This window comes from Lentzea sp. CA-135723, assembly GCF_050936595.1.
Classification (GTDB): Bacteria; Actinomycetota; Actinomycetes; order Mycobacteriales; family Pseudonocardiaceae; genus Lentzea.
The window spans coordinates 1,037,057-1,054,688 of sequence record NZ_JBNJMK010000001.1; the positions used below are offsets into that span (position 1 = coordinate 1,037,057).

A 17,632-nucleotide genomic window follows, 5' to 3' on the forward strand; every position below is an offset into this window, starting at 1 on the left:
CTGAGCCTGGCAATCGGTGTTACTGACCGGTAGGGTCACGGTTCGTGAAGCTCGGATTGAACCTCGGATACTGGGGCGCCGGCAACGACGCCGCGAACCTTGAGCTGGCCAAAGAGGCCGACCGGCTCGGCTTTTCGGTGGTGTGGGCCGCGGAGGCCTACGGTTCCGACGCGCCGACGGTGCTCGCGTGGGTGGCCGCGCAGACCGAACGCATTGACGTGGGTAGCGCGATCTTCCAGATTCCGGCGCGGACGCCGGCGATGGCCGCGATGACCGGGGCCACTTTGGACACGTTGTCGGGTGGCCGGTTCCGGATGGGGCTGGGCGTGTCGGGTCCGCAGGTGTCGGAGGGCTGGCACGGTGTGCGGTTCGACAAGCCGTTGGCGCGCACGCGGGAGTACGTGGAGATCGTCAAGAAGGCTTTGACGCGGGAGAAGCTGCGGTACGAGGGTGAGCACTACACCCTGCCGTTGCCCGATGGTCCCGGTAAGGCTTTGCAGCTGACCGTCCACCCGGTGCGCGACCAGATCCCGATCTACCTGGCGGCGGTGGGTCCGAAGAACCTGGAGCTCACAGGTGAGATCGCGGACGGCTGGCTGGCGATCTTCTTCTCCCCTGAGTACTCGGCGGAGTCTCTGGCGTCGGTGAAGGCCGGGCGGGAGAAGGCCGGCAAGACGATGGAGGGCTTCGACGTCGTTCCGACGGTGCCTCTGATCGTCGGGGATGACTGGAAGGCGTGTGCGGACCCGGTTCGCGCGTACACGGCGTTGTACGTGGGCGGTATGGGTTCGCGGAAGCAGAACTTCTACAACAACCTGATGGTGCGCATGGGTTTCCCGGCTGAGGCGGAGGAGATCCAGGAGAAGTACCTGGCGCGGGACTACGCGGGTGCGATGGCGGCGATCCCGCTGGAGTTCCTGGACGCGACGTCGTTGCTGGGGCCGAAGGAGCGCATAGCAGACAAGATGAAGGCTCTCGCCGCTGCGGGGGTCACCACGCTGTCCGTTTCGCCGATGCTGCAAGATCTGGAGCAGGGGATCGCGGGCCTTCGCACCGCGGCCGAGGCTCTGGATCTGGCAGGAGTGGGTAGTTGAGCTGGTTGCAGGCTCTTGTCCTAGGACTCGTCCAAGGACTGACGGAATTCCTGCCGATTTCCAGCAGTGCGCACCTGCGCATCACGTCGACGCTGTTCTTCGGCAACGACGCGGGCGCTTCGTTCACCGCGGTCATCCAGCTGGGTACCGAGGTGGCGGTGCTGATCTACTTCGCCAAGGACATCGGGCGTTTCATCAGCGCCTGGTTCCGTGGCTTGTTCAACGCGCAGGCGCGCAAGGAGAAGGACTACAAGCTCGCCTGGTACGTGATCATCGGTTCCGTGCCGATCTCGGTGCTCGGGTACTTGTTCAAGGACGAGATCCGGACGTCGGCGCGGAACCTGTGGATCACGGCGACGATGCTGGTGGTGTTCGGTCTGCTGCTGGGTTTGGCGGATCATCTGGCGAAGCAGCAGCGTGATGAGCTGCGGATGAAGGACGCGATCGGGATGGGGCTGGCGCAGGCGCTGGCGTTGATCCCGGGTGTGTCGCGTTCGGGTGGCACGTTGACGGCCGGGTTGTTCCTGGGTCTGACGCGTGAGGCGGCGGCGCGGTATTCGTTCCTGCTGGCGATTCCGGCGGTGTTCGGGGCGGGGTTGTTCTCGATTCCGGACGTGCTGGAGCGCTCGGGGGAGGGTGTGCAGGCGTCGATTCCGCAGATGGTCGTGGCGACGGTCATCTCGTTCGTCGTGGGGTACGCGACGATCGCGTGGTTGCTGAAGTACGTGTCGAAGCATTCCTACTCGGTGTTCGTCTGGTATCGGCTGATGCTGGGTCTGGTGCTGATGGGGCTGCTGTCGATGGGGTTGTTGCAGCCGATCTAAGGTGGGTGCCGTGGCCACGGTGATCCTGCTTCGACATGCTCGTTCGACTGCCAACGGTTCCGGTGTGCTCGCCGGGCGTTCGGTGGGTGTGGGTTTGGACGAGCGGGGGCAGGCGCAGGCTCGGGCGCTCGTGGGTCGGTTGAAGGACGTTCCGGTCAGCGCGGTGGTGTCGTCTCCTCTGCAGAGGTGTGAGGAGACGTTGGCGCCGTTGCTGGCCGATCGTTCGTTGGTGGCGGTGACGGAGCCGGATCTGTCCGAGGTGGACTACGGCGCGTGGACCGGTAAGGCGTTGAAGGACCTGTACAGCGAGCCGTTGTGGGCGGTTGTGCAGCAGCATCCTTCCGCCGCTGTTTTTCCTGATGGTGAGGGGCTCGCGCACGTGCAGGCGCGTGCGGTCGCGGCGGTGCGGGCGCATGATGCGCGGATCACCGAGGAGCACGGTCCTTCGGCGGTGTGGGTTCTTTGTTCGCACGGTGATGTGATCAAGGCCGTGCTGGCGGACGCGCTGGGTGTGCATCTGGACGGGTTCCAGCGGATCGTGGTGGACCCGTGTTCGGTGTCGGTGGTGCAGTACACGCCGACGCGGCCTTTTGTGTTGCGGACCAACGACAACGGCGGGGATCTGTCGGGTGTGGTGCCGGCCGCGCAGGAGGCGCCGTCGTCGGACGCTACCGTGGGTGGCGCGACCGGGTCCTGAGGTAACGCTGTTCCGGCACGCTCAGGGTTTTCGCGGCGGCTTTCTCGTACTCTTCGCGTGCTTCGGCGTTTTTTCCTTGCAGGTCGAGCAGATGTGCTGTGACGGCGTGGACCCGGTAGTGGTCGAGGTCCAGTGTGGACAGTTCGTCGAGTGCCTGGTCTGGTCCGTGGACCATGGCGACGGCGACGATGCGGTTGAGTGAGACCATCGGGCCGGGTGCGGTGACGGTGAGCAGGTCGTAGAGGCCGAGGATCTCGGTCCAGTCTGTGTCTTCCGCTGTGGTTGCGTCGGCGTGGACGGCCGCGATCGCCGCCTGCAGCTGGTAGGGGCCGATCTGTGCGGTGGTGAGGGCGCTGTGGACGAGTTCGGTGCCTTCTTTGATGGCGTCGGTGTCCCATTGCGTGCGGTCCTGTTCGGCGAGCGGGACGAGGGCGCCGTGGGGGTCGGTGCGGGCGGGGCGGCGGGCGTCGGTGAGCAGCATCAGCGCCAGTAGTCCGGTGACTTCGCCTTCCGGTCTGCGTTTGTGCAGTTGGCGGGTGAGGCGGATGGCTTCGGCGGTGAGGTCGACGCGGAGCAGGTCGTCGCCGGAGCTGGCGGTGGAGCCCTCGGTGAAGATCAGGTAGAGCACGTGCAGGACGGCGGTGAGGTCCTGGGGCGGGCGGAACTTGGCGCCGGACTGTTTGATCTTCTGCTTGGCGCGGCTGATGCGTTGCGCGATGGTGGTCTCGGGGACGAGGAAGGCGCGGGCGATCTCGGCGGTGGTGAGTCCGCCGACGGCCCGGAGTGTCAGTGCTGTCTGCGATGCTGTGGTGAGGGACTCGTGGCAGCACAGGGCGAGGATCGTGAGGGTGTCGTCCTGTGCGGGTACGGGGTCGGGTGGTGGTGGCGTGAGGGCGACGACCTTGTCCTCGCGCTGGCGGCGCGCGGTCTCGGAGCGGTACTGCTCGATCCAGCGTCGTGAGGCCGCGGTGATGAGCCAGCCCTTGGGGTTGTCGGGGATGCCTTCTTGGGGCCATTGCTGGGTGGCGGCGAGGAGGGCTTCCTGCACGGCGTCCTCGCAGACGTCGAACTGGCCGTGACGGCGGACGAGGACGCCGAGGACCTGCGGCGCGAGGGTGCGCAGCAGGTCCTCGATCTGTCGGTTCACGCGCCGTCCAGCATGGACATGTCCCACACGGGCCTGACCTCGATGCCGTCGTTGTGGGCGTCGGGCAGGGTGGCGGCGTGGGCGATGACCTGGTCGATGGTGTCGGCTTCGACGAGGTAGAAGCCGGCGAGGTACTCCTTGGCCTCGGCGAAGGGCCCGTCGGTGACGACGACCTCGCCGTTCTTGATGCTGACGCCCTTGCCGGTCTCGGGTCCCGGCAGGCCTTCGCTGACGACGAGCTCGCCGCTCGCGCGGAGCTTGTCGGTGAGGTCGTAGTGGTCCTGGCCGAACTTCATCTGCTGTTCCTCGGTCAGCTTCTCCCAGGCTGCCCGCGACTTCGGGTTGCTGTAGATGAGGATCAGGTACTTCACTGCGGCCTCCGCTCGTGGCTTGCGAAAAATCTTCTCACCGCCATGTCGAGACCGCGGGCCGTGTCTCGACACCGGAGTGTCACAACGAGCCGGAGGTACTGAGATGACCAGCACGCTGACTGTGGACGAGGCCGCGATCCGGGAGACGTTCGCCGAGCACGAGGAGGGCATGCGGCTGCGTGACCCGGCGCGGATCGTGGCCCGTTACGCGCCGGACGTTGTCACCGCGACGTTGGCGCCGCCGTTGCGCAACTCGCCGGCGGACGCGCGGGACGTGGAGTCGCTGGCGGGGTGGATGGCCGGGTTCGAGGGGCCGATCACCCTGGAGTACCGCGACCTCGCGGTGGTGGTGTCGGGTGAGGTGGCGTTCGCGCACGGGCTGGCGCGGCTGGCGGCGGTGCCGGTCGGTTATCCGGAGGGGTTCTCGATGTGGATGCGCACGACCGTGGGGTTGGAGAAGCGTGACGGCCGGTGGCTGGTGACGCACGCGCACGACTCGGTGCCGTTTCACATGGACGGGTCGTTCCTGGCGGCGACGGACCTGGAGCCCTGACCGTCGAGCACGACGAAGGCCTGTTCGCCCAGCTCGAAGGCGTGCAGCCCGCACCTGCCGCACCTTGCGGGAACATGCCGAGGCCCGGACCGTGCAGGGGGTCGGTCCGGGCCTCGGCGCTTTCTGGCGGCGGAGCTACTTGACGTTGACCGCGGCCCAGGCCCGGTTGACCGCCGCGTACTCGGGCGACGTGGCGCCGTAGAGGTCCGCGGTGGCGGCGAGGGTGCCGGTGCGGGCGGCGGCGTACTTGGTGCTGGAGGTGAACTTGGTGGTCAGGGCTCGGTACCAGATCTTCTCGGCCTTGGCGCGGCCGATGCCGGTGACGGGCTGGTTGTCGACGGTGGGGCTGTCGTAGGCGACGCCGTTGATGGTCTTCTGGCCGCTGCCTTCGGCGAGCAGGTAGAAGAAGTGGTTGGCGATGCCGGAGGAGTAGTGGACGTTGACGCTGCCGGCGCTGGAGGTCCAGTAGTCGAGGCTCTTGCCGTCCTTGCTGGGCTTGTCCATGTAGCGCAGCGGCTTGCCGTCGCCGCGGATGTTGATCTTCTCGCCGATCAGGTAGTCGCCGGCGTCGGCGGTGTTGTTCGCGTGGAACTCGGTGGTGGAGCCGAAGATGTCGCTGGTGGCCTCGTTGAGGCCGCCGGACTCGCCGGAGTAGATCAGGCCGGCGGTGGCGGAGGTGACGCCGTGGCTCATCTCGTGGGCGGCGACGTCGATGCTGGTCAGCGGGTTGCGGTTCTGGGCGCCGTCGCCGTAGGTCATGCAGAAGCAGGAGTCGGTCCAGAAGGCGTTGCTGTAGTTGTTGCCGTAGTGGACCTTGCTCAGGGCGCCCTGGCCGTTGTTCTTGATGCCGTTGCGGCCGTGGACGTCCTTGTAGTAGTCCCACGTCTTGGCGGCGCCGAACGCGGCGTCGACGCCCGCGGTGGCCTTGTCGGTGTAGGTGCCGTTGCCCCACTTGTTGTCGGCGTCGGTGAACAGGGTGCCGGTGCCCGAGCCGTTGTTGAGGTTGTTGACGGCCTGGTTGCCGCGCGCGGGGTCCTTGAGCTGGAACGTGGCGCCGGACTGGGTGGTGTTGACCGGGACGGTGCCGCTGTAGGTGGACTGGCCGGTGCCTTCGACGTGGTGCACGCCGTCGTAGGTCAGCAGCGTCTCGCCGGTGCGGGCGTCGGTGAAGGTGTGCAGTTCGCTGGGCGTCTGGTCGTCCTTGACGCTGTGCGTGACCGTTTCCCAGGCGAGCGTGGGGGTGCGGTCGACGGCGAACACCACGAGCGTGCCGTTCGAGGCGGTGGTGGGGGCGGAGGTGTCGAGGCCGGCGAGGGAGGCCTCCGACGCCTTCGTCACGCCCGTGACCTGGCCTGCCTTCTGGGCGACGACCAGGTCGCCGCCGATGACCTTCAGGCCGTTGAGGGTGCGGTCGAAGCGGAGGTGGTGGGTGCCGTCGGCGTCGCGGACGACGTCGCGGGGGACGAGTTGTTCGCCGCCGGACAGGCCGAGGGCGGAGGAGATCGTCCCCGCCTGCTCGGCCGCCGCGTGCAGAGCTTCCTCTTGGGGCCTCGGCTGCGGTGCGGCGTTGGCTCCCAGCGTGCCCGACGCGGCCAGTGCCGCTCCGGCCACCAGGGCGGTGGTGATGCCCAGGGTTTTGCGCTTCATGAACGCTCCTTGTTCCGGTGCAGGGAGTGATCGCTCCGGCGTTACAGGGGTGCCGGGCCGGTCACCGTGGAACAGCCCGGCCATCGTCGATGACCGGGCGTGGTGATCGTATTGCTCTGGGTGCATGCGACCAGCCACTCCCAGAGTGCGAGATCGATTCACGATTTGCGCGGAGCCGCTGGTCAGGACGCCGGGTTTTGTCCGGATGGCGGGACAAAAGAGCAGCTCAAACGGCGTGGAAACACGACGGAAACTTCCCGGTCCGACCGTGCTGTCGGCGTAGTGCGCTAGGCCGTCCGGTTCAGTCCTGCCGGAGGGGATCTTGTTTACAGTTAACCACGCAGAGTGAGAGGTGAGTCACAGATTCACAGGCCCAGGCGGGTCACGGCGTTGTCCTCGAGCGGGTTCGCCGTGCGGATGTAGCGGTGCACCGTGCGCGGGTTGGTCCACCGGCCCTGCCGCATGATCTCCCGGTCGCTCGCCCCGCCCAGCGCCGCCTGCGTCGCGAACCCCGCCCGCAGCGAGTGCCCGCCGAACAACGCCGGATCCAGCCCCGCCCTGACCGCGTAGCGCTTCACCAGCTCCGCCACCGCCCGGCCCGACATCGCCTTGCCGCTCACCCCGCCGTGGCGGTTGATGATCGGGAACACCGCGCCCTGCCGGGCCGGCTGCCCGAAGCCGTGGCAGCGGTGCAGGCCGGTCTCGCTGACCTGCCTGCCGTCGAGCACGTCGGACCAGTCCGCGAACGCGCACACCGGGCACGTCGGCCGCCTGCTCCCGCGCGGCAGCACCACCTGCTGCTGATGGCGACCCGTCTGGTCGGTCTTCGTCGTCCCCAGCCGGATGAGCAGCAACGGCTCGTGCGTGCGCGGATCGACGTCCACCGACACGTCCTCGAACTCGATCGCCGCCAGCTCACTGCGCCGCAGCGCCCCGGCGAACCCCACCAGCAGGAGCAGAGCGTCCCGCGCGCGTGCCGGGCCGTCCTGCGGCCGTTCCGCCAGCAGCGCTTCCAGGGTGTCGAGCAGCACCGGCCGTTTGCGCTGGGGCTGCGCCTTGCGGGTGCGGCGGATACCGCGCAACGTCAACCGCACCACGTCACTGCGCGTCGGGCTGGGCAACCCGTTCGCCGCGTGCACCGCCGAGATCGCCGCCGACTTGCGTTCCAGCGTCGACGCCCCGAACGCCGGCGACCCGTCCGGCTTCACCGTGTCCGCCGCGACCGCCAGGTACACCGCCACGTCCAGCGGATCCGCCGGCAACGCCTGCCGGCCCTCCGCCTGGCACCACCCCGCCCACGCGATCCAGTCCGACCGGTACGCCCGCACCGTGTTCGGCGACTGCGCGCTGCGCAGGTACGTGCCCAGCGACGCCGCCTGCTCGTCGTCGAACCGCTCGCGCACGCTCTGCAGCGCCCCGGTGTCGATCAGCACCGAGTGCGACACCCTGACCAGCGCGTGCACAACGGGTTCGGGCAGGCTCACACCCGCGATGGTAGTCCTCTGATCAACTCCACCACCTCGCCCGGCGCGAACTCCAGCCCGCTGATCCCCACGCTCACCTCGAACGCGCACCGGCCGGGATCCGGGTTCGACCTGGCGTACAGGAACAACTTGATCCCCGTCTCCTCCAGCAGCCTCTGCGACGCCCGCTGAGCGTCCACACGCGACATCGGCAGGTGCACGTGGAACAGGGGAGTGCACGGCACCCGCGGCACCGTGTGCGCGAACCCGTCCGCGTTGATCGCCGCGGCGAGGGCCTGGGCGTGGTCGCGGAACTCGTGCATGCGCGGCAGGTTGACGTCCATGCCCATCAACGCGACCGCCGCCAACGGCCACGCGTCCACGATCGCCCCGCCCATCCGGCGCCGCCACACCGCGGCCTGCGCGATCGTGCCGGCGTCCCCGGTCAGCACCGCGCCCCGCACGCCTTCGAGTCCTTTGTAGAGCGACACGTACACCGTGTCGAACAACGCCGCGATCTCAGCGAACGACGCGTCGTAGCCCGTCTGCGCCTCCCACAGCCGCGCCCCGTCGAGATGCGCCGCCGCCCCCGTGTCCCGCGCCCACCCCGCCTGGGCGGCGAGGTCCGCGAACTCCGGCAGCACACCGCCGATGTCACGTTGCGGCAGCTCGAACACCACCGCCGCGAGAGGCTCGTGCACCGCCTTCAGGTCGTCGAGCCCGAACAGCTCGTTGCGGTCACCCACCGGGTGAAACCGCAGACCGTGCAGCGCGGCGTAGCCCTGGTTCTCCCACACGTGCAGATGCGACTGCGGGTGCCCGGCGAACGCCCTGCGTCCCGTCCGCTCGGCGTGCACCCGCAACGCCACCTGCTGCGCCATCGTCCCCGACGGGAAGAACAACGCGGCCGGCTTGCCCAGCAGCCCTGCGACCCGTTCCTCCAGCTCCCGCACCGGATCCTCCGGCCGGGTCTCCGGCGTGACGTGCTCGGCCAGCCTGCGCAGCACCTCGTACGGCGACTTGCGCGGACCACTGTGCTGCGACAACGAGCGAAGGACGTCCATGCCCCGACCCTACCTATTGCAAGCAAGTTGCAATAGGTTCGTTTGGCCTGGTCAGGTCACTCTGACCAGGCGCGCTATCGGTCAGGCGGCGGCCCCGAGCCGCGCGTCCAGCTCCGCCTCGTCCGCCACGAACCACAACTGCCGGCCGCGGTTCGACTCGTACACGAAGTCCCGCAACGCCGTGCTCGCCGCCACCTGCTCCGCCACGTCCCCGAGAACCGCGACCTTGAACCCGTACTGCTGGAACTTCTGCACCACCGCACCCGCCACCCGCGTGCGCAACACCAGGAAGTCCTCCGACAACCGCTGCGTGGGCAACGCGATCCACTGCACGTCCTGCCCCCACAACGTGCCGATCAAGTCCACAGCGGACTGCTCGTCACCGATCGTCGGACCGTCCGCGGCGCACATCAGCACCGTCGCGCCATGGCGCGTCTGCACAACATCAGGCATGGCACCGAAACCTAGTAGCGCCCCACACCCGATGTCGCCCGAATACCTCGTGCACCCCTTGCTAGGGTGATCGGCGTCGCGACCGGCCAGAGGAGGTGAGTCCCATCAACGCGGTCACCCCGAATGGGCGCTCCCTCCACCCCACGGCCTGACGCCTTCACGCGCGCGTCGCCACGGGAGCGCTCCACCAGCGTCCCGAAAGGCGAACGACCATGCACATCACCTCCTCCGCGTCCGTTGACGGCGTCACCGCCCACGACTTCGTCCACGACGGCGTCCCCGGCGTCCTGTGGACCCCGCCCGGCACCGCCACCGGCCTGCTCCTGAGCGCCCACGGCGGCGGCCAGCACAAACGAGCCCCCGGCATCACCGCCCGCGCCCACGCGTGCGCGACGGCCGGACTCGCCACCGTCACCCTCGACGCACCCGGCCACGGCGACCGGCCCCGCACCCCCGACGACGACCACTACGCCACCGAGATCCGCGCCCGCATCACCACCGGCGCCGACGCCGGACCACTCGTCGCCGAGTACAACGCCCTGCAGTCCGCTCGCGCGATCCCGGAATGGCGCTCCGTGCTCGACGCACTGCTCGGCCGGCCCGAGTTCGCGCACCTGCCCGGCGCCGGGTTCTGGGGCGTGTCCATGGGCAGTGCCCTCGGCATCCCGCTCACCGCCGCCGAACCCCGCGTGCACAGCGCCGTGTTCGGGCTCATCGGCGCCACCGACAACCTCGCGGCCGCCGCCGCGTCGATCACCGTGCCGGTGCGGTTCCTGCTGCAGTGGGACGACCAGCTCATCGCCCGCCCCGCAGGACTCGCCCTGTTCGACGCCCTCGCCACACCACGCAAAACCCTGCACGCCAACCCCGGCGGCCACGGCGACGTGCCCCGCCACGAACTCGACGAAGCCGTGCGGTTCCTCGCCGACCAGGCACGCGAAGCCGCCACACCCGCGCTGCGGTAAGAGCGGCCGCACTGGGGTGACCGGTTCCGCGTGACGAGGTCCGGCGGTACGCGGAACACGGTGCCGGATGGCGCGGTCCGGCGGAATGCGGCGCACAGTGCCAGGTGCAGAAGCCCGGCGAAACGCGGTGCACGGTGCCGGGTATGGCACCTGGGTTCGGAACGGCGTCCAGCGCCGGGCGCCGTTGCGAAGCCAGGCCAGATAGGTCCAAGCCAGGGCATCAGGCGTGCGGGTGGCCGAACGCGGCACCCGGCGGTAAATCGCGGGCGTGCGGTCGCGGGGCCTGGGTAGCGTCGTGATCATGCTCGACCTCGCGGCACTGCCCAAGGCCCACCTGCACGTCCACCTCGAGAGCACTGTCCGCCCGGACACCCTCGCCGACCTCGCCGCGCACCACGGCGTCGACGTGCCGGCCGTCCAGGTCGGCGCCTTCGCGGACTTCGCGCGGTTCGCCGCCCACAACGGGGCCGTGCGGGACTGCCTGCGGCGAGCCGAGGACTTCCACCGGATCGCGTACGAGTTCTGCGCCGAGGAAGCAGCGCAGGGGACCCGGTACGCCGAGGTGACGTTCACCGCCGCGGCGCACGGTGAACGGCTCGGTGATCCGGACATGCCGCTCGAAGCGGTGTTGTCCGGGCTCGCCGCAGGACAGGCCGCCCACGGCATCGAATGCCGTGTGATCGTGGACCACCCCAGGAAGCGATCTGTCGCGCGATTTCAGGACTCGTTGCGGCTCGCGCTGGCACACCCGCACGTCGTGGCGATCGGCACGGCCGGAGCGGAAGACCACCCGCTCACCCCGTTCGCCGACGTGTTCCGCGCCGCGCGGGACGCCGGGATCGGGCTCGTGCACCACGCCGGCGAGTCGTGCGGCGCCGCCAGCGTCGCCGAGGCCGTCACCGTCGGGCTGGCCGACCGCATCGGGCACGGCTTCCGGGCACTGGAAGACCCCGAGGTCGTCGCCCTGCTGCGGGACCGCGCGATCCCGCTCGAGTCATGCCCGTCGTCCAACGTCGCGCTGGGACTGGTCGAATCGGTCTCCTCTCACCCGCTGCCACACCTGCTCGCCGCCGGGCTGACCGTCACGCTCAGCACCGACATCCCGGCCTCCACCGGCACCACGCTCACCGACGAGTACCGCCTGCTGCGCGAGCACCTCGGCCTCGACGACGACACCCTCGCGCGCATCGCCACCAACGCCGTCGACGCCTCGTTCGCCCCGCAGGCCACGAAAACCCTGCTGCGTCAGGACATCGCCACCTGGCGGGCCGGCTCGAAGCACACCAGCCCGTGCCGGGACGCCAGCAACGCCACCAGCTCCAGCACCTGCCGCTGACCCGGCCACACCACGTGCACGATCACCGCGTCCACCCCCACCGTCAGCGCGTCGTCCCACGACACCGCGGACGACGGATCCGGCGAGGTCTGGCGTAACTCGCGCACGAACGCCGCCACCGCCGGCTCGAACGCGCCCAGCGGCGACGATCGCAACTCCGCGTACCGCGCCGCCGCCTCCGCGAACGACTCCGGCCCGGGAGCCCGCCACACCACCACATCCACCGGCACGTCCATCACGCCACCTTTCCGAACAACGAACCCAGTCGCGGCACCCGAGCGGCGATCTCCGCCGGATCCGCGAAATCCCAAGGACGACCCGCGGGCGCCGGATCCGACAGCAGGCCCGGCGGCAACGCGCCCTCACCCACCACCTCGGCCGCCACGTAGGCGAGGCCTTCCCACTCCGGCCACTGCGCACTGCTCCACGCGTGCGTGCCGCCGCACGCCGCCAACGCCCGAACCTCCGGCACGTCCGCCAAAGCGTCCGCATCGGCGGCCACCGACTCGAACACCTCCCGGCCCAGACCGACCAGCCACGACTGGAAGTAGAAGAACGAGTCCGCGCCGCAGTACCCGCCGTGGATCACTGCGGCCGCGTGCCACAGCGCCCACGTGTCGACCCGGCGCCGCACCTCGTCGAGCCGCACCGCGAACTCCACCACCTCACCGGGAGGCAGCCCGGCCAGAGCGGCGGCCAGCCACTCCTGCCGAACGTCCTGATCGGAGCCCTGCGCGGCGGAGCCCTCGACCAGGACCCAGAACGCGTTCAGGTCCATGCCGAAGACGCTAGCGAGGGGGTCTGACAATTTTGGACGGTCCCACGTCACCGCAGGTCAGGGGCTCGGAACGGGGGAGCGGCAGGGCCTGGAGCGAGAAGAGGGGGATAGCCGGGGGGCTGCGGGAGCCGCAGACGGGCGGGTGAGGGGAGACAGCACAGACGAGGGCGGGGAACGCGCGAAGAGAGGCGGCCGGGGTCGGGGTGGAGGTGGGGAGTGAGGAAAAAGGGAGAGGGGCAGGAGGTGGAGGGCGTGGAAGCGAGAGCACGAGGCGGACGGAACGGGCGTGCGAACGGGACGAGGAGGGGTGAGGTGGCGAGTGGGATCCGCGCATGAGGGGAGTGGCTCGGGGAAGCGGTGGCGGCGGAAGCGAGAGGACGGGAGCGGGTAGAGGGTGGCGGCGGAAGCGAGAGGGCAAGGCGCGCGTGTGGAAGGGGGAAGTGGCGAGACGGCAGGGGGAAGGAGGTGGGCCGGCTGTGCGGAGAAGGCAGCGGGAGCGCCAGAAACAGCGGCCTGCAGGCCCCGGAGGGGGTCAGGCCGCTTCCTCCAGTCCTCTCGACAGCTCCCACAGCCGCGGCAACCGCACCGCCGCCTCCACCGGCGAGTCCAGGTCCCACACCTCGCCGGCGAACGGGCCCGCGTCCGCCACCGGCACGTGGCCCAGGATCGCCAGCGCGTTGTCCAGCGAACGGCCCGTCACCACGAAGAACGCCTCCCGCGCGACACCGGCGAGACCGTCCCACGTCGGCCACGCGGCGTCCGGCCACGACTCCGCGCCGACCGCGAGCAGAGTGCGCACGGCGGGCACGTCGGCCAGCGCGTCCGGACACGACGCCACCGACGCCAGCACGGTCCGGCCCAGACCGATCAGCCACGACTGGACCGCGAAGAAACGGTCGGCGGAACACAATCCATCGCACAGAACATAAGCCGCGTGCCAGTGCGAGAACGTGTTCAATCGGCCACGCGTGGCGCTTAACAGGGTCTCGAAGCCACAAATGTCACCAGCGGGCAGCGAGGACAGCCGCGACACCAGCCAGGCGGCGCGTTCGCGCTGATCAGAGGTGGCATAGGCGGATTCGTCCAGCAGAGCCCAGAACAAGTCGAGATCCATGCGAACGACATTATCGGGAGGGTCCGACAATTCCGGGGGGCCACCGGACGGAGCAACCCGAGAAACACGCACACGGACAAACACAAGCCAGCCACAAAAAAGCCCGCCACCCCGTCACGGCGCGCGAGCCAGGGTCGCGCGAGCACAGGCCGAGACGCGGCACACGGTTATTGAGGCGAACGAAGTGGCGGAGGCTGACTATCCTTGAGCCCAAATGGACACCCCGCGCGCTGAACTGCACAAACGCCTGCCCGAGCTCATGCCGCGTGATCAACGCCGGCTCGCCAGGCGCCTCGACGGCGCACGCCGGGTCAAGGACCCGCTCGCGCGCAAGAAGATCACCGAGGAGATCGCCGCCCAGATCGACGAGGCCGCGCTCAAGGTCGCGCTGCGCCGGGAGTCCGTTCCCAAGATCAGCTATCCCGCCGAGCTGCCGGTCAGCCAGCGCAAGGACGACATCAAAGAGCTGATCGCGAACAACCAGGTCGTGATCGTCGCCGGCGAGACCGGGTCGGGCAAGACCACGCAGCTGCCCAAGATCTGCATGGAGCTCGGGCGCGGCATCACCGGGCAGATCGGGCACACCCAGCCGCGCCGGATCGCCGCCCGCACGGTCGCCGAGCGCGTCGCCGAGGAGCTGGGCACCAAGCTCGGTGACACGATCGGGTACAAGGTGCGGTTCACCGACCAGTCCGGTGACGACACGCTGGTCAAGCTGATGACCGACGGCATCCTGCTCGCCGAGATCCAGACCGACCGCGACCTCAGCCGCTACGACACGATCATCATCGACGAGGCGCACGAACGCAGCCTCAACGTCGACTTCCTGCTCGGCTACCTCAAGCAGCTGCTGCCGCGCCGCCCCGACCTCAAGGTCGTCATCACCTCCGCGACGATCGACCCGCAGCGCTTCAGCCAGCACTTCGCCGACGCCCCGGTCATCGAGGTCTCCGGCCGCACCTACCCCGTCGAGACCCGCTACCGGCCGCTCGAGGAGGACGACGACCAGACCCAGGGCATCATCAACGCCGTCCACGAGCTGCAGGCCGAAGGTCCCGGCGACGTGCTGGTGTTCCTGTCCGGCGAACGCGAGATCCGCGACACCGCCGACGCCCTCAAGGCCGAGGACCTCCGCAACACCGAGATCCTCCCGCTCTACGCACGACTGTCCGTGGGCGAGCAGCACCGCGTCTTCCAAAGGCACAGCGGCAGGCGGATCGTGCTCGCCACCAACGTCGCCGAGACCAGCCTCACCGTGCCGGGCATCAAGTACGTCGTCGACCCCGGCAACGCGCGCATCTCCCGCTACAGCCACCGCCTCAAGGTCCAGCGCCTGCCCATCGAGCCGATCTCCCAGGCGTCCGCGAACCAGCGCAAGGGCCGCTGCGGCCGCGTCAGCGAGGGCATCTGCATCCGCCTGTACTCCGAGGAGGACTTCGAGGCGCGCCCGGAGTTCACCGACGCGGAGATCCTGCGCACCAACCTCGCCAGCGTCATCCTGCAGATGACCAACATCGGCCTCGGCGACGTCGCGAAGTTCCCCTTCATCGACCCGCCGGACTCGCGCAACATCAACGACGGCATCGGCCTGCTCCAAGAGCTCGGCGCCATCAACGCCGCCGAGAAGAAGCTCACCCCCACCGGCCGCAAGCTCGCCGCGCTGCCGGTCGACCCGCGCCTGGGCCGCATGGTGCTGGAAGCCGACACGACCGGCTGCCTGCAAGAGGTCATGATCATCGCCGCGGCGCTGTCCATCCAGGACCCCCGCGAACGGCCCGCGGACCAGCAGGAGGCCGCGACCCAGCAGCACGCGAGGTTCGTGGACAAGGAATCCGACTTCGTCACGTTCCTCAACCTCTGGCAGTACCTCAAGGAACAGCAGAAGGAGCTGTCCGGCAACCAGTTCCGCAAGCGCTGCAAGGCCGAGTTCCTCAACTACCTGCGCGTGCGCGAATGGCAGGACATCTACCTGCAGCTGCGGCAGGTCGCCAAACAGATCGGCATGCACGTCAACGACCAGCCCGGCGACCCCCGCAACATCCACATCGCCCTGCTGTCCGGCCTGCTCAGCCACATCGGCGTCAAGGACGTCCTCAAGAAGCAGGCACCGAACGAGAAACGCCGTCCCCTGACGGAGTTCCTGGGCGCCCGCAACGCCAAGTTCGCGATCTTCCCCGGCTCCGCGCTCGCGAAGAAACCACCGCAGTGGGTGATGGCCGCCGAACTCGTCGAGACCAGCCGCCTGTGGGGCCGCATCGTCGCCAAGATCGAACCCGAATGGGCCGAACGCCTCGGCGAACACGTCGTCAAACGCCAGTACAGCGAACCGCACTGGGAGACCAAACGCGGCAGCGTCGTCGCACTGGAGAAGGTCACCCTCTACGGCGTGCCGATCGTCGCCGGACGCAAGGTCAACTACGGGCGCATCGACCCCGAGCTCTCACGTGAGCTGTTCATCCGCCACGCGCTCGTGCAGGGCGAGTGGACCACCCACCACCGGTTCTTCCACACCAACCGCGCGCTGCTCGACGAGGTCGGCGAACTCGAGAACCGCGCGCGCCGGCGCGACATCGTCGTCGACGAAGAGACGCTGTTCGACTTCTACGACAAACGCGTCGCCGCCGAGGTCGTGTCCGCACGGCACTTCGACTCGTGGTGGAAGAAGCAGAAGGACAAGAACCAGCTCACCTTCACCAAGGACATGCTGGTCAACGACCGCGCCGACATCACCCCCGACGCCTACCCCGACCAGTGGCGCCAGGGTGAACTCACGCTGCCGCTGAGCTACCACTTCGAACCCGGCACCAAGAACGACGGCGTCACCGTCCAGCTCCCGCTGCCCGCGCTCACCACCCTGGACGACGACGCGTTCTCCTGGCAGATCCCCGGCCTGCGCCACGACCTCGTCGTCGCGCTCATCCGCAGCCTGCCCAAGCAGATCCGCCGCAACTTCGTGCCCGTCCCCGACGTCGCCACCGCCGTGCTCGCCCGCATCACACCCGGCGAGACCTCCCTGCTCGGCGGGGTCGAACGCGAGCTCAAAGCGCTCACCGGCGTCACCGTGCACCGCGAGGACTGGCAGTTCGACGCCGTCCCCGACCACCTCAAGCTCACCTTCCAGGTCGTCGACGAGCAGAACCGCACCCTCGCCGAGGGCAAGGACATCGCCGCGCTCAAGGAGAAACTGCGCGACGAGGTCCGCGAGTCGTTGTCGCAGGCCGCCGGGCACCTCGAACGCACCGGGCTGACGACCTGGGACTTCGACGCCCTGCCGCGCACCATCGAGCAACGGCAGTCCGGTATCACCGTCACCGCCTACCCGGCGCTGCTCGACCGCGGCGAGACCGTCGCGATCAAGGTCCTCGACACCCCCGGACGGCAGACCTACGCCCACCGCCGCGGCGTGCGCAGGCTCCTGCTGCTCGGCGTCAACTCACCCGTCAAACACCTGCAACGCCACCTCGACAACTCCGCCAAGCTCGCGCTCACCCGCAACCCGCACGGCGGCGTCGCGGCGCTCCTGTCCGACTGCATCATGGCGGCCGTCGACCGGCTCATGGGCGACCCGGCCTGGGACGCCAAGGCCTACGCCGCGCAGCTCAAGAAGGTGCAGGCGGCGCTCAACGACACCACCTGGGTCGTCGTGCAGGAGGTCCGCAAGGTCCTGGAAGCCCACCACGAGGCCGAGCTGAAGCTCTCCGGCCTCAAAGGCGCCCCCGACTCCGCGAACGACATCCGCGCACACCTCGACTCGCTGGTGTACAAGGGATTCGTCACCCACACCGGCTACGACCGGCTGCCCGACCTCGTCCGGTACCTCAAGGGCGTGTCCCGGCGCATCGAGAAGCTGCCCGAGAACCCGCGCCGCGACCTCGACTGGACCGACAAGGTCCACCAGGTCCACGCCGAGTACCGCGACCTGCGCACGCAGACCCCGGCCGACGAACCCGCGCCCGAGCTCGACGAGATCCGCTGGATGATCGAGGAACTGCGGCTGTCCTACTTCGCCCAGACCATCAAGACCCGCTACACCGTCAGCGACAAGCGCATCTTCAAAGCGCTCGACGCCGTGCCGTTGTAGCCCGATACCGTGGAACATGCACTTTCCTGGGGATTCCACGTGGCA

16 protein-coding genes are annotated in these 17,632 nt (G+C 69.0%); 7 read left to right on the forward strand and 9 right to left on the reverse strand.

The features are described 5' to 3' along the window. Window positions 1–44 precede the first annotated feature (44 nt). Genes ACQEU1_RS04295 through ACQEU1_RS04305 form a run of 3 tightly spaced genes read left to right on the forward strand, consistent with a single transcriptional unit; the run spans window position 45 to window position 2,615 of the window. Window positions 45–1,094 (forward strand): LLM class F420-dependent oxidoreductase, encoded by a 1,050-nt coding sequence (locus ACQEU1_RS04295; RefSeq protein WP_433196428.1) that lies wholly within the window; start codon window positions 45–47, stop codon window positions 1,092–1,094. Next, entirely contained in the window at window positions 1,091–1,918 is an 828-nt protein-coding gene (locus ACQEU1_RS04300) for an undecaprenyl-diphosphate phosphatase (RefSeq protein WP_433196430.1), read from the forward strand. Before ACQEU1_RS04295 ends, ACQEU1_RS04300 begins: the two co-directional genes overlap by 4 nt. Window positions 1,919–1,928: 10 nt before the next feature. Next, entirely contained in the window at window positions 1,929–2,615 is a 687-nt protein-coding gene (locus ACQEU1_RS04305; protein WP_433196432.1) for a histidine phosphatase family protein, read from the forward strand. Here the strand turns inward: ACQEU1_RS04305 and ACQEU1_RS04310 are convergent. Together ACQEU1_RS04310 and ACQEU1_RS04315 are read right to left on the reverse strand one after the other, a co-directional pair. Next, complete coding sequence (locus ACQEU1_RS04310; RefSeq protein ID WP_433196434.1) at window positions 2,587–3,762, reverse strand: RNA polymerase sigma factor; 1,176 nt, start codon at window positions 3,760–3,762, stop codon at window positions 2,587–2,589. The two genes, ACQEU1_RS04305 and ACQEU1_RS04310, sit on opposite strands and share 29 nt — an antisense overlap. Beyond that, the gene (locus ACQEU1_RS04315) at window positions 3,759–4,133 is read right to left on the reverse strand and encodes a YciI family protein (RefSeq protein WP_433196436.1); all 375 of its coding nucleotides are present in this window, start codon (window positions 4,131–4,133) and stop codon (window positions 3,759–3,761) included. Before ACQEU1_RS04315 ends, ACQEU1_RS04310 begins: the two co-directional genes overlap by 4 nt. Before the next feature lie 103 nt (window positions 4,134–4,236). Between ACQEU1_RS04315 and ACQEU1_RS04320 the strand changes: the two genes are divergently transcribed. Then, window positions 4,237–4,686: a YybH family protein gene (locus ACQEU1_RS04320; protein ID WP_433196438.1), complete on the forward strand. Its 450-nt coding sequence runs from the start codon at window positions 4,237–4,239 to the stop codon at window positions 4,684–4,686. Between the two features lie 135 nt (window positions 4,687–4,821). On the opposite strand, the gene ACQEU1_RS04325 is transcribed toward ACQEU1_RS04320, so the two are convergent. The 4 genes from ACQEU1_RS04325 to ACQEU1_RS04340 form a co-directional block, all read right to left on the reverse strand. Continuing rightward, window positions 4,822–6,333 (reverse strand): M4 family metallopeptidase, encoded by a 1,512-nt coding sequence (locus ACQEU1_RS04325; RefSeq protein ID WP_433196440.1) that lies wholly within the window; start codon window positions 6,331–6,333, stop codon window positions 4,822–4,824. Window positions 6,334–6,698: 365 nt separating this feature from the next. Further along, on the reverse strand, window positions 6,699–7,817 hold the full coding sequence (locus ACQEU1_RS04330) for a site-specific integrase (protein ID WP_433196442.1): 1,119 nt from the start codon (window positions 7,815–7,817) through the stop codon (window positions 6,699–6,701). After that, on the reverse strand, window positions 7,814–8,860 hold the full coding sequence (locus tag ACQEU1_RS04335) for a threonine aldolase family protein (RefSeq protein WP_433196444.1): 1,047 nt from the start codon (window positions 8,858–8,860) through the stop codon (window positions 7,814–7,816). The genes ACQEU1_RS04330 and ACQEU1_RS04335 overlap by 4 nt, the downstream gene beginning before the upstream one ends. Window positions 8,861–8,941: 81 nt before the next feature. Beyond that, on the reverse strand, window positions 8,942–9,313 hold the full coding sequence (locus ACQEU1_RS04340; protein WP_433196446.1) for a DUF4180 domain-containing protein: 372 nt from the start codon (window positions 9,311–9,313) through the stop codon (window positions 8,942–8,944). Between the two features lie 212 nt (window positions 9,314–9,525). Between ACQEU1_RS04340 and ACQEU1_RS04345 the strand changes: the two genes are divergently transcribed. Continuing rightward, on the forward strand, window positions 9,526–10,278 hold the full coding sequence (locus ACQEU1_RS04345) for an alpha/beta hydrolase (RefSeq protein WP_433196448.1): 753 nt from the start codon (window positions 9,526–9,528) through the stop codon (window positions 10,276–10,278). A 301-nt stretch (window positions 10,279–10,579) separates the two neighbouring features. Beyond that, complete coding sequence (add, locus tag ACQEU1_RS04350; protein WP_433196450.1) at window positions 10,580–11,614, forward strand: adenosine deaminase; 1,035 nt, start codon at window positions 10,580–10,582, stop codon at window positions 11,612–11,614. Here add and ACQEU1_RS04355 read toward each other — a convergent pair. The 3 genes from ACQEU1_RS04355 to ACQEU1_RS04365 form a co-directional block, all read right to left on the reverse strand. Then, window positions 11,524–11,850: a hypothetical protein gene (locus ACQEU1_RS04355; protein ID WP_433196452.1), complete on the reverse strand. Its 327-nt coding sequence runs from the start codon at window positions 11,848–11,850 to the stop codon at window positions 11,524–11,526. The two genes, add and ACQEU1_RS04355, sit on opposite strands and share 91 nt — an antisense overlap. Next, window positions 11,850–12,392, reverse strand: coding sequence for a DUF4240 domain-containing protein (locus ACQEU1_RS04360; RefSeq protein ID WP_433196454.1), 543 nt, complete (start codon window positions 12,390–12,392; stop codon window positions 11,850–11,852). The genes ACQEU1_RS04355 and ACQEU1_RS04360 overlap by 1 nt, the downstream gene beginning before the upstream one ends. 532 nt (window positions 12,393–12,924) lie before the next feature. Then, window positions 12,925–13,506, reverse strand: coding sequence for a DUF4240 domain-containing protein (locus ACQEU1_RS04365; RefSeq protein ID WP_433196456.1), 582 nt, complete (start codon window positions 13,504–13,506; stop codon window positions 12,925–12,927). Between the two features lie 214 nt (window positions 13,507–13,720). Between ACQEU1_RS04365 and hrpA the strand changes: the two genes are divergently transcribed. Continuing rightward, window positions 13,721–17,587: an ATP-dependent RNA helicase HrpA gene (hrpA, locus tag ACQEU1_RS04370; protein ID WP_433196458.1), complete on the forward strand. Its 3,867-nt coding sequence runs from the start codon at window positions 13,721–13,723 to the stop codon at window positions 17,585–17,587. Window positions 17,588–17,632: the final 45 nt, after the last annotated feature.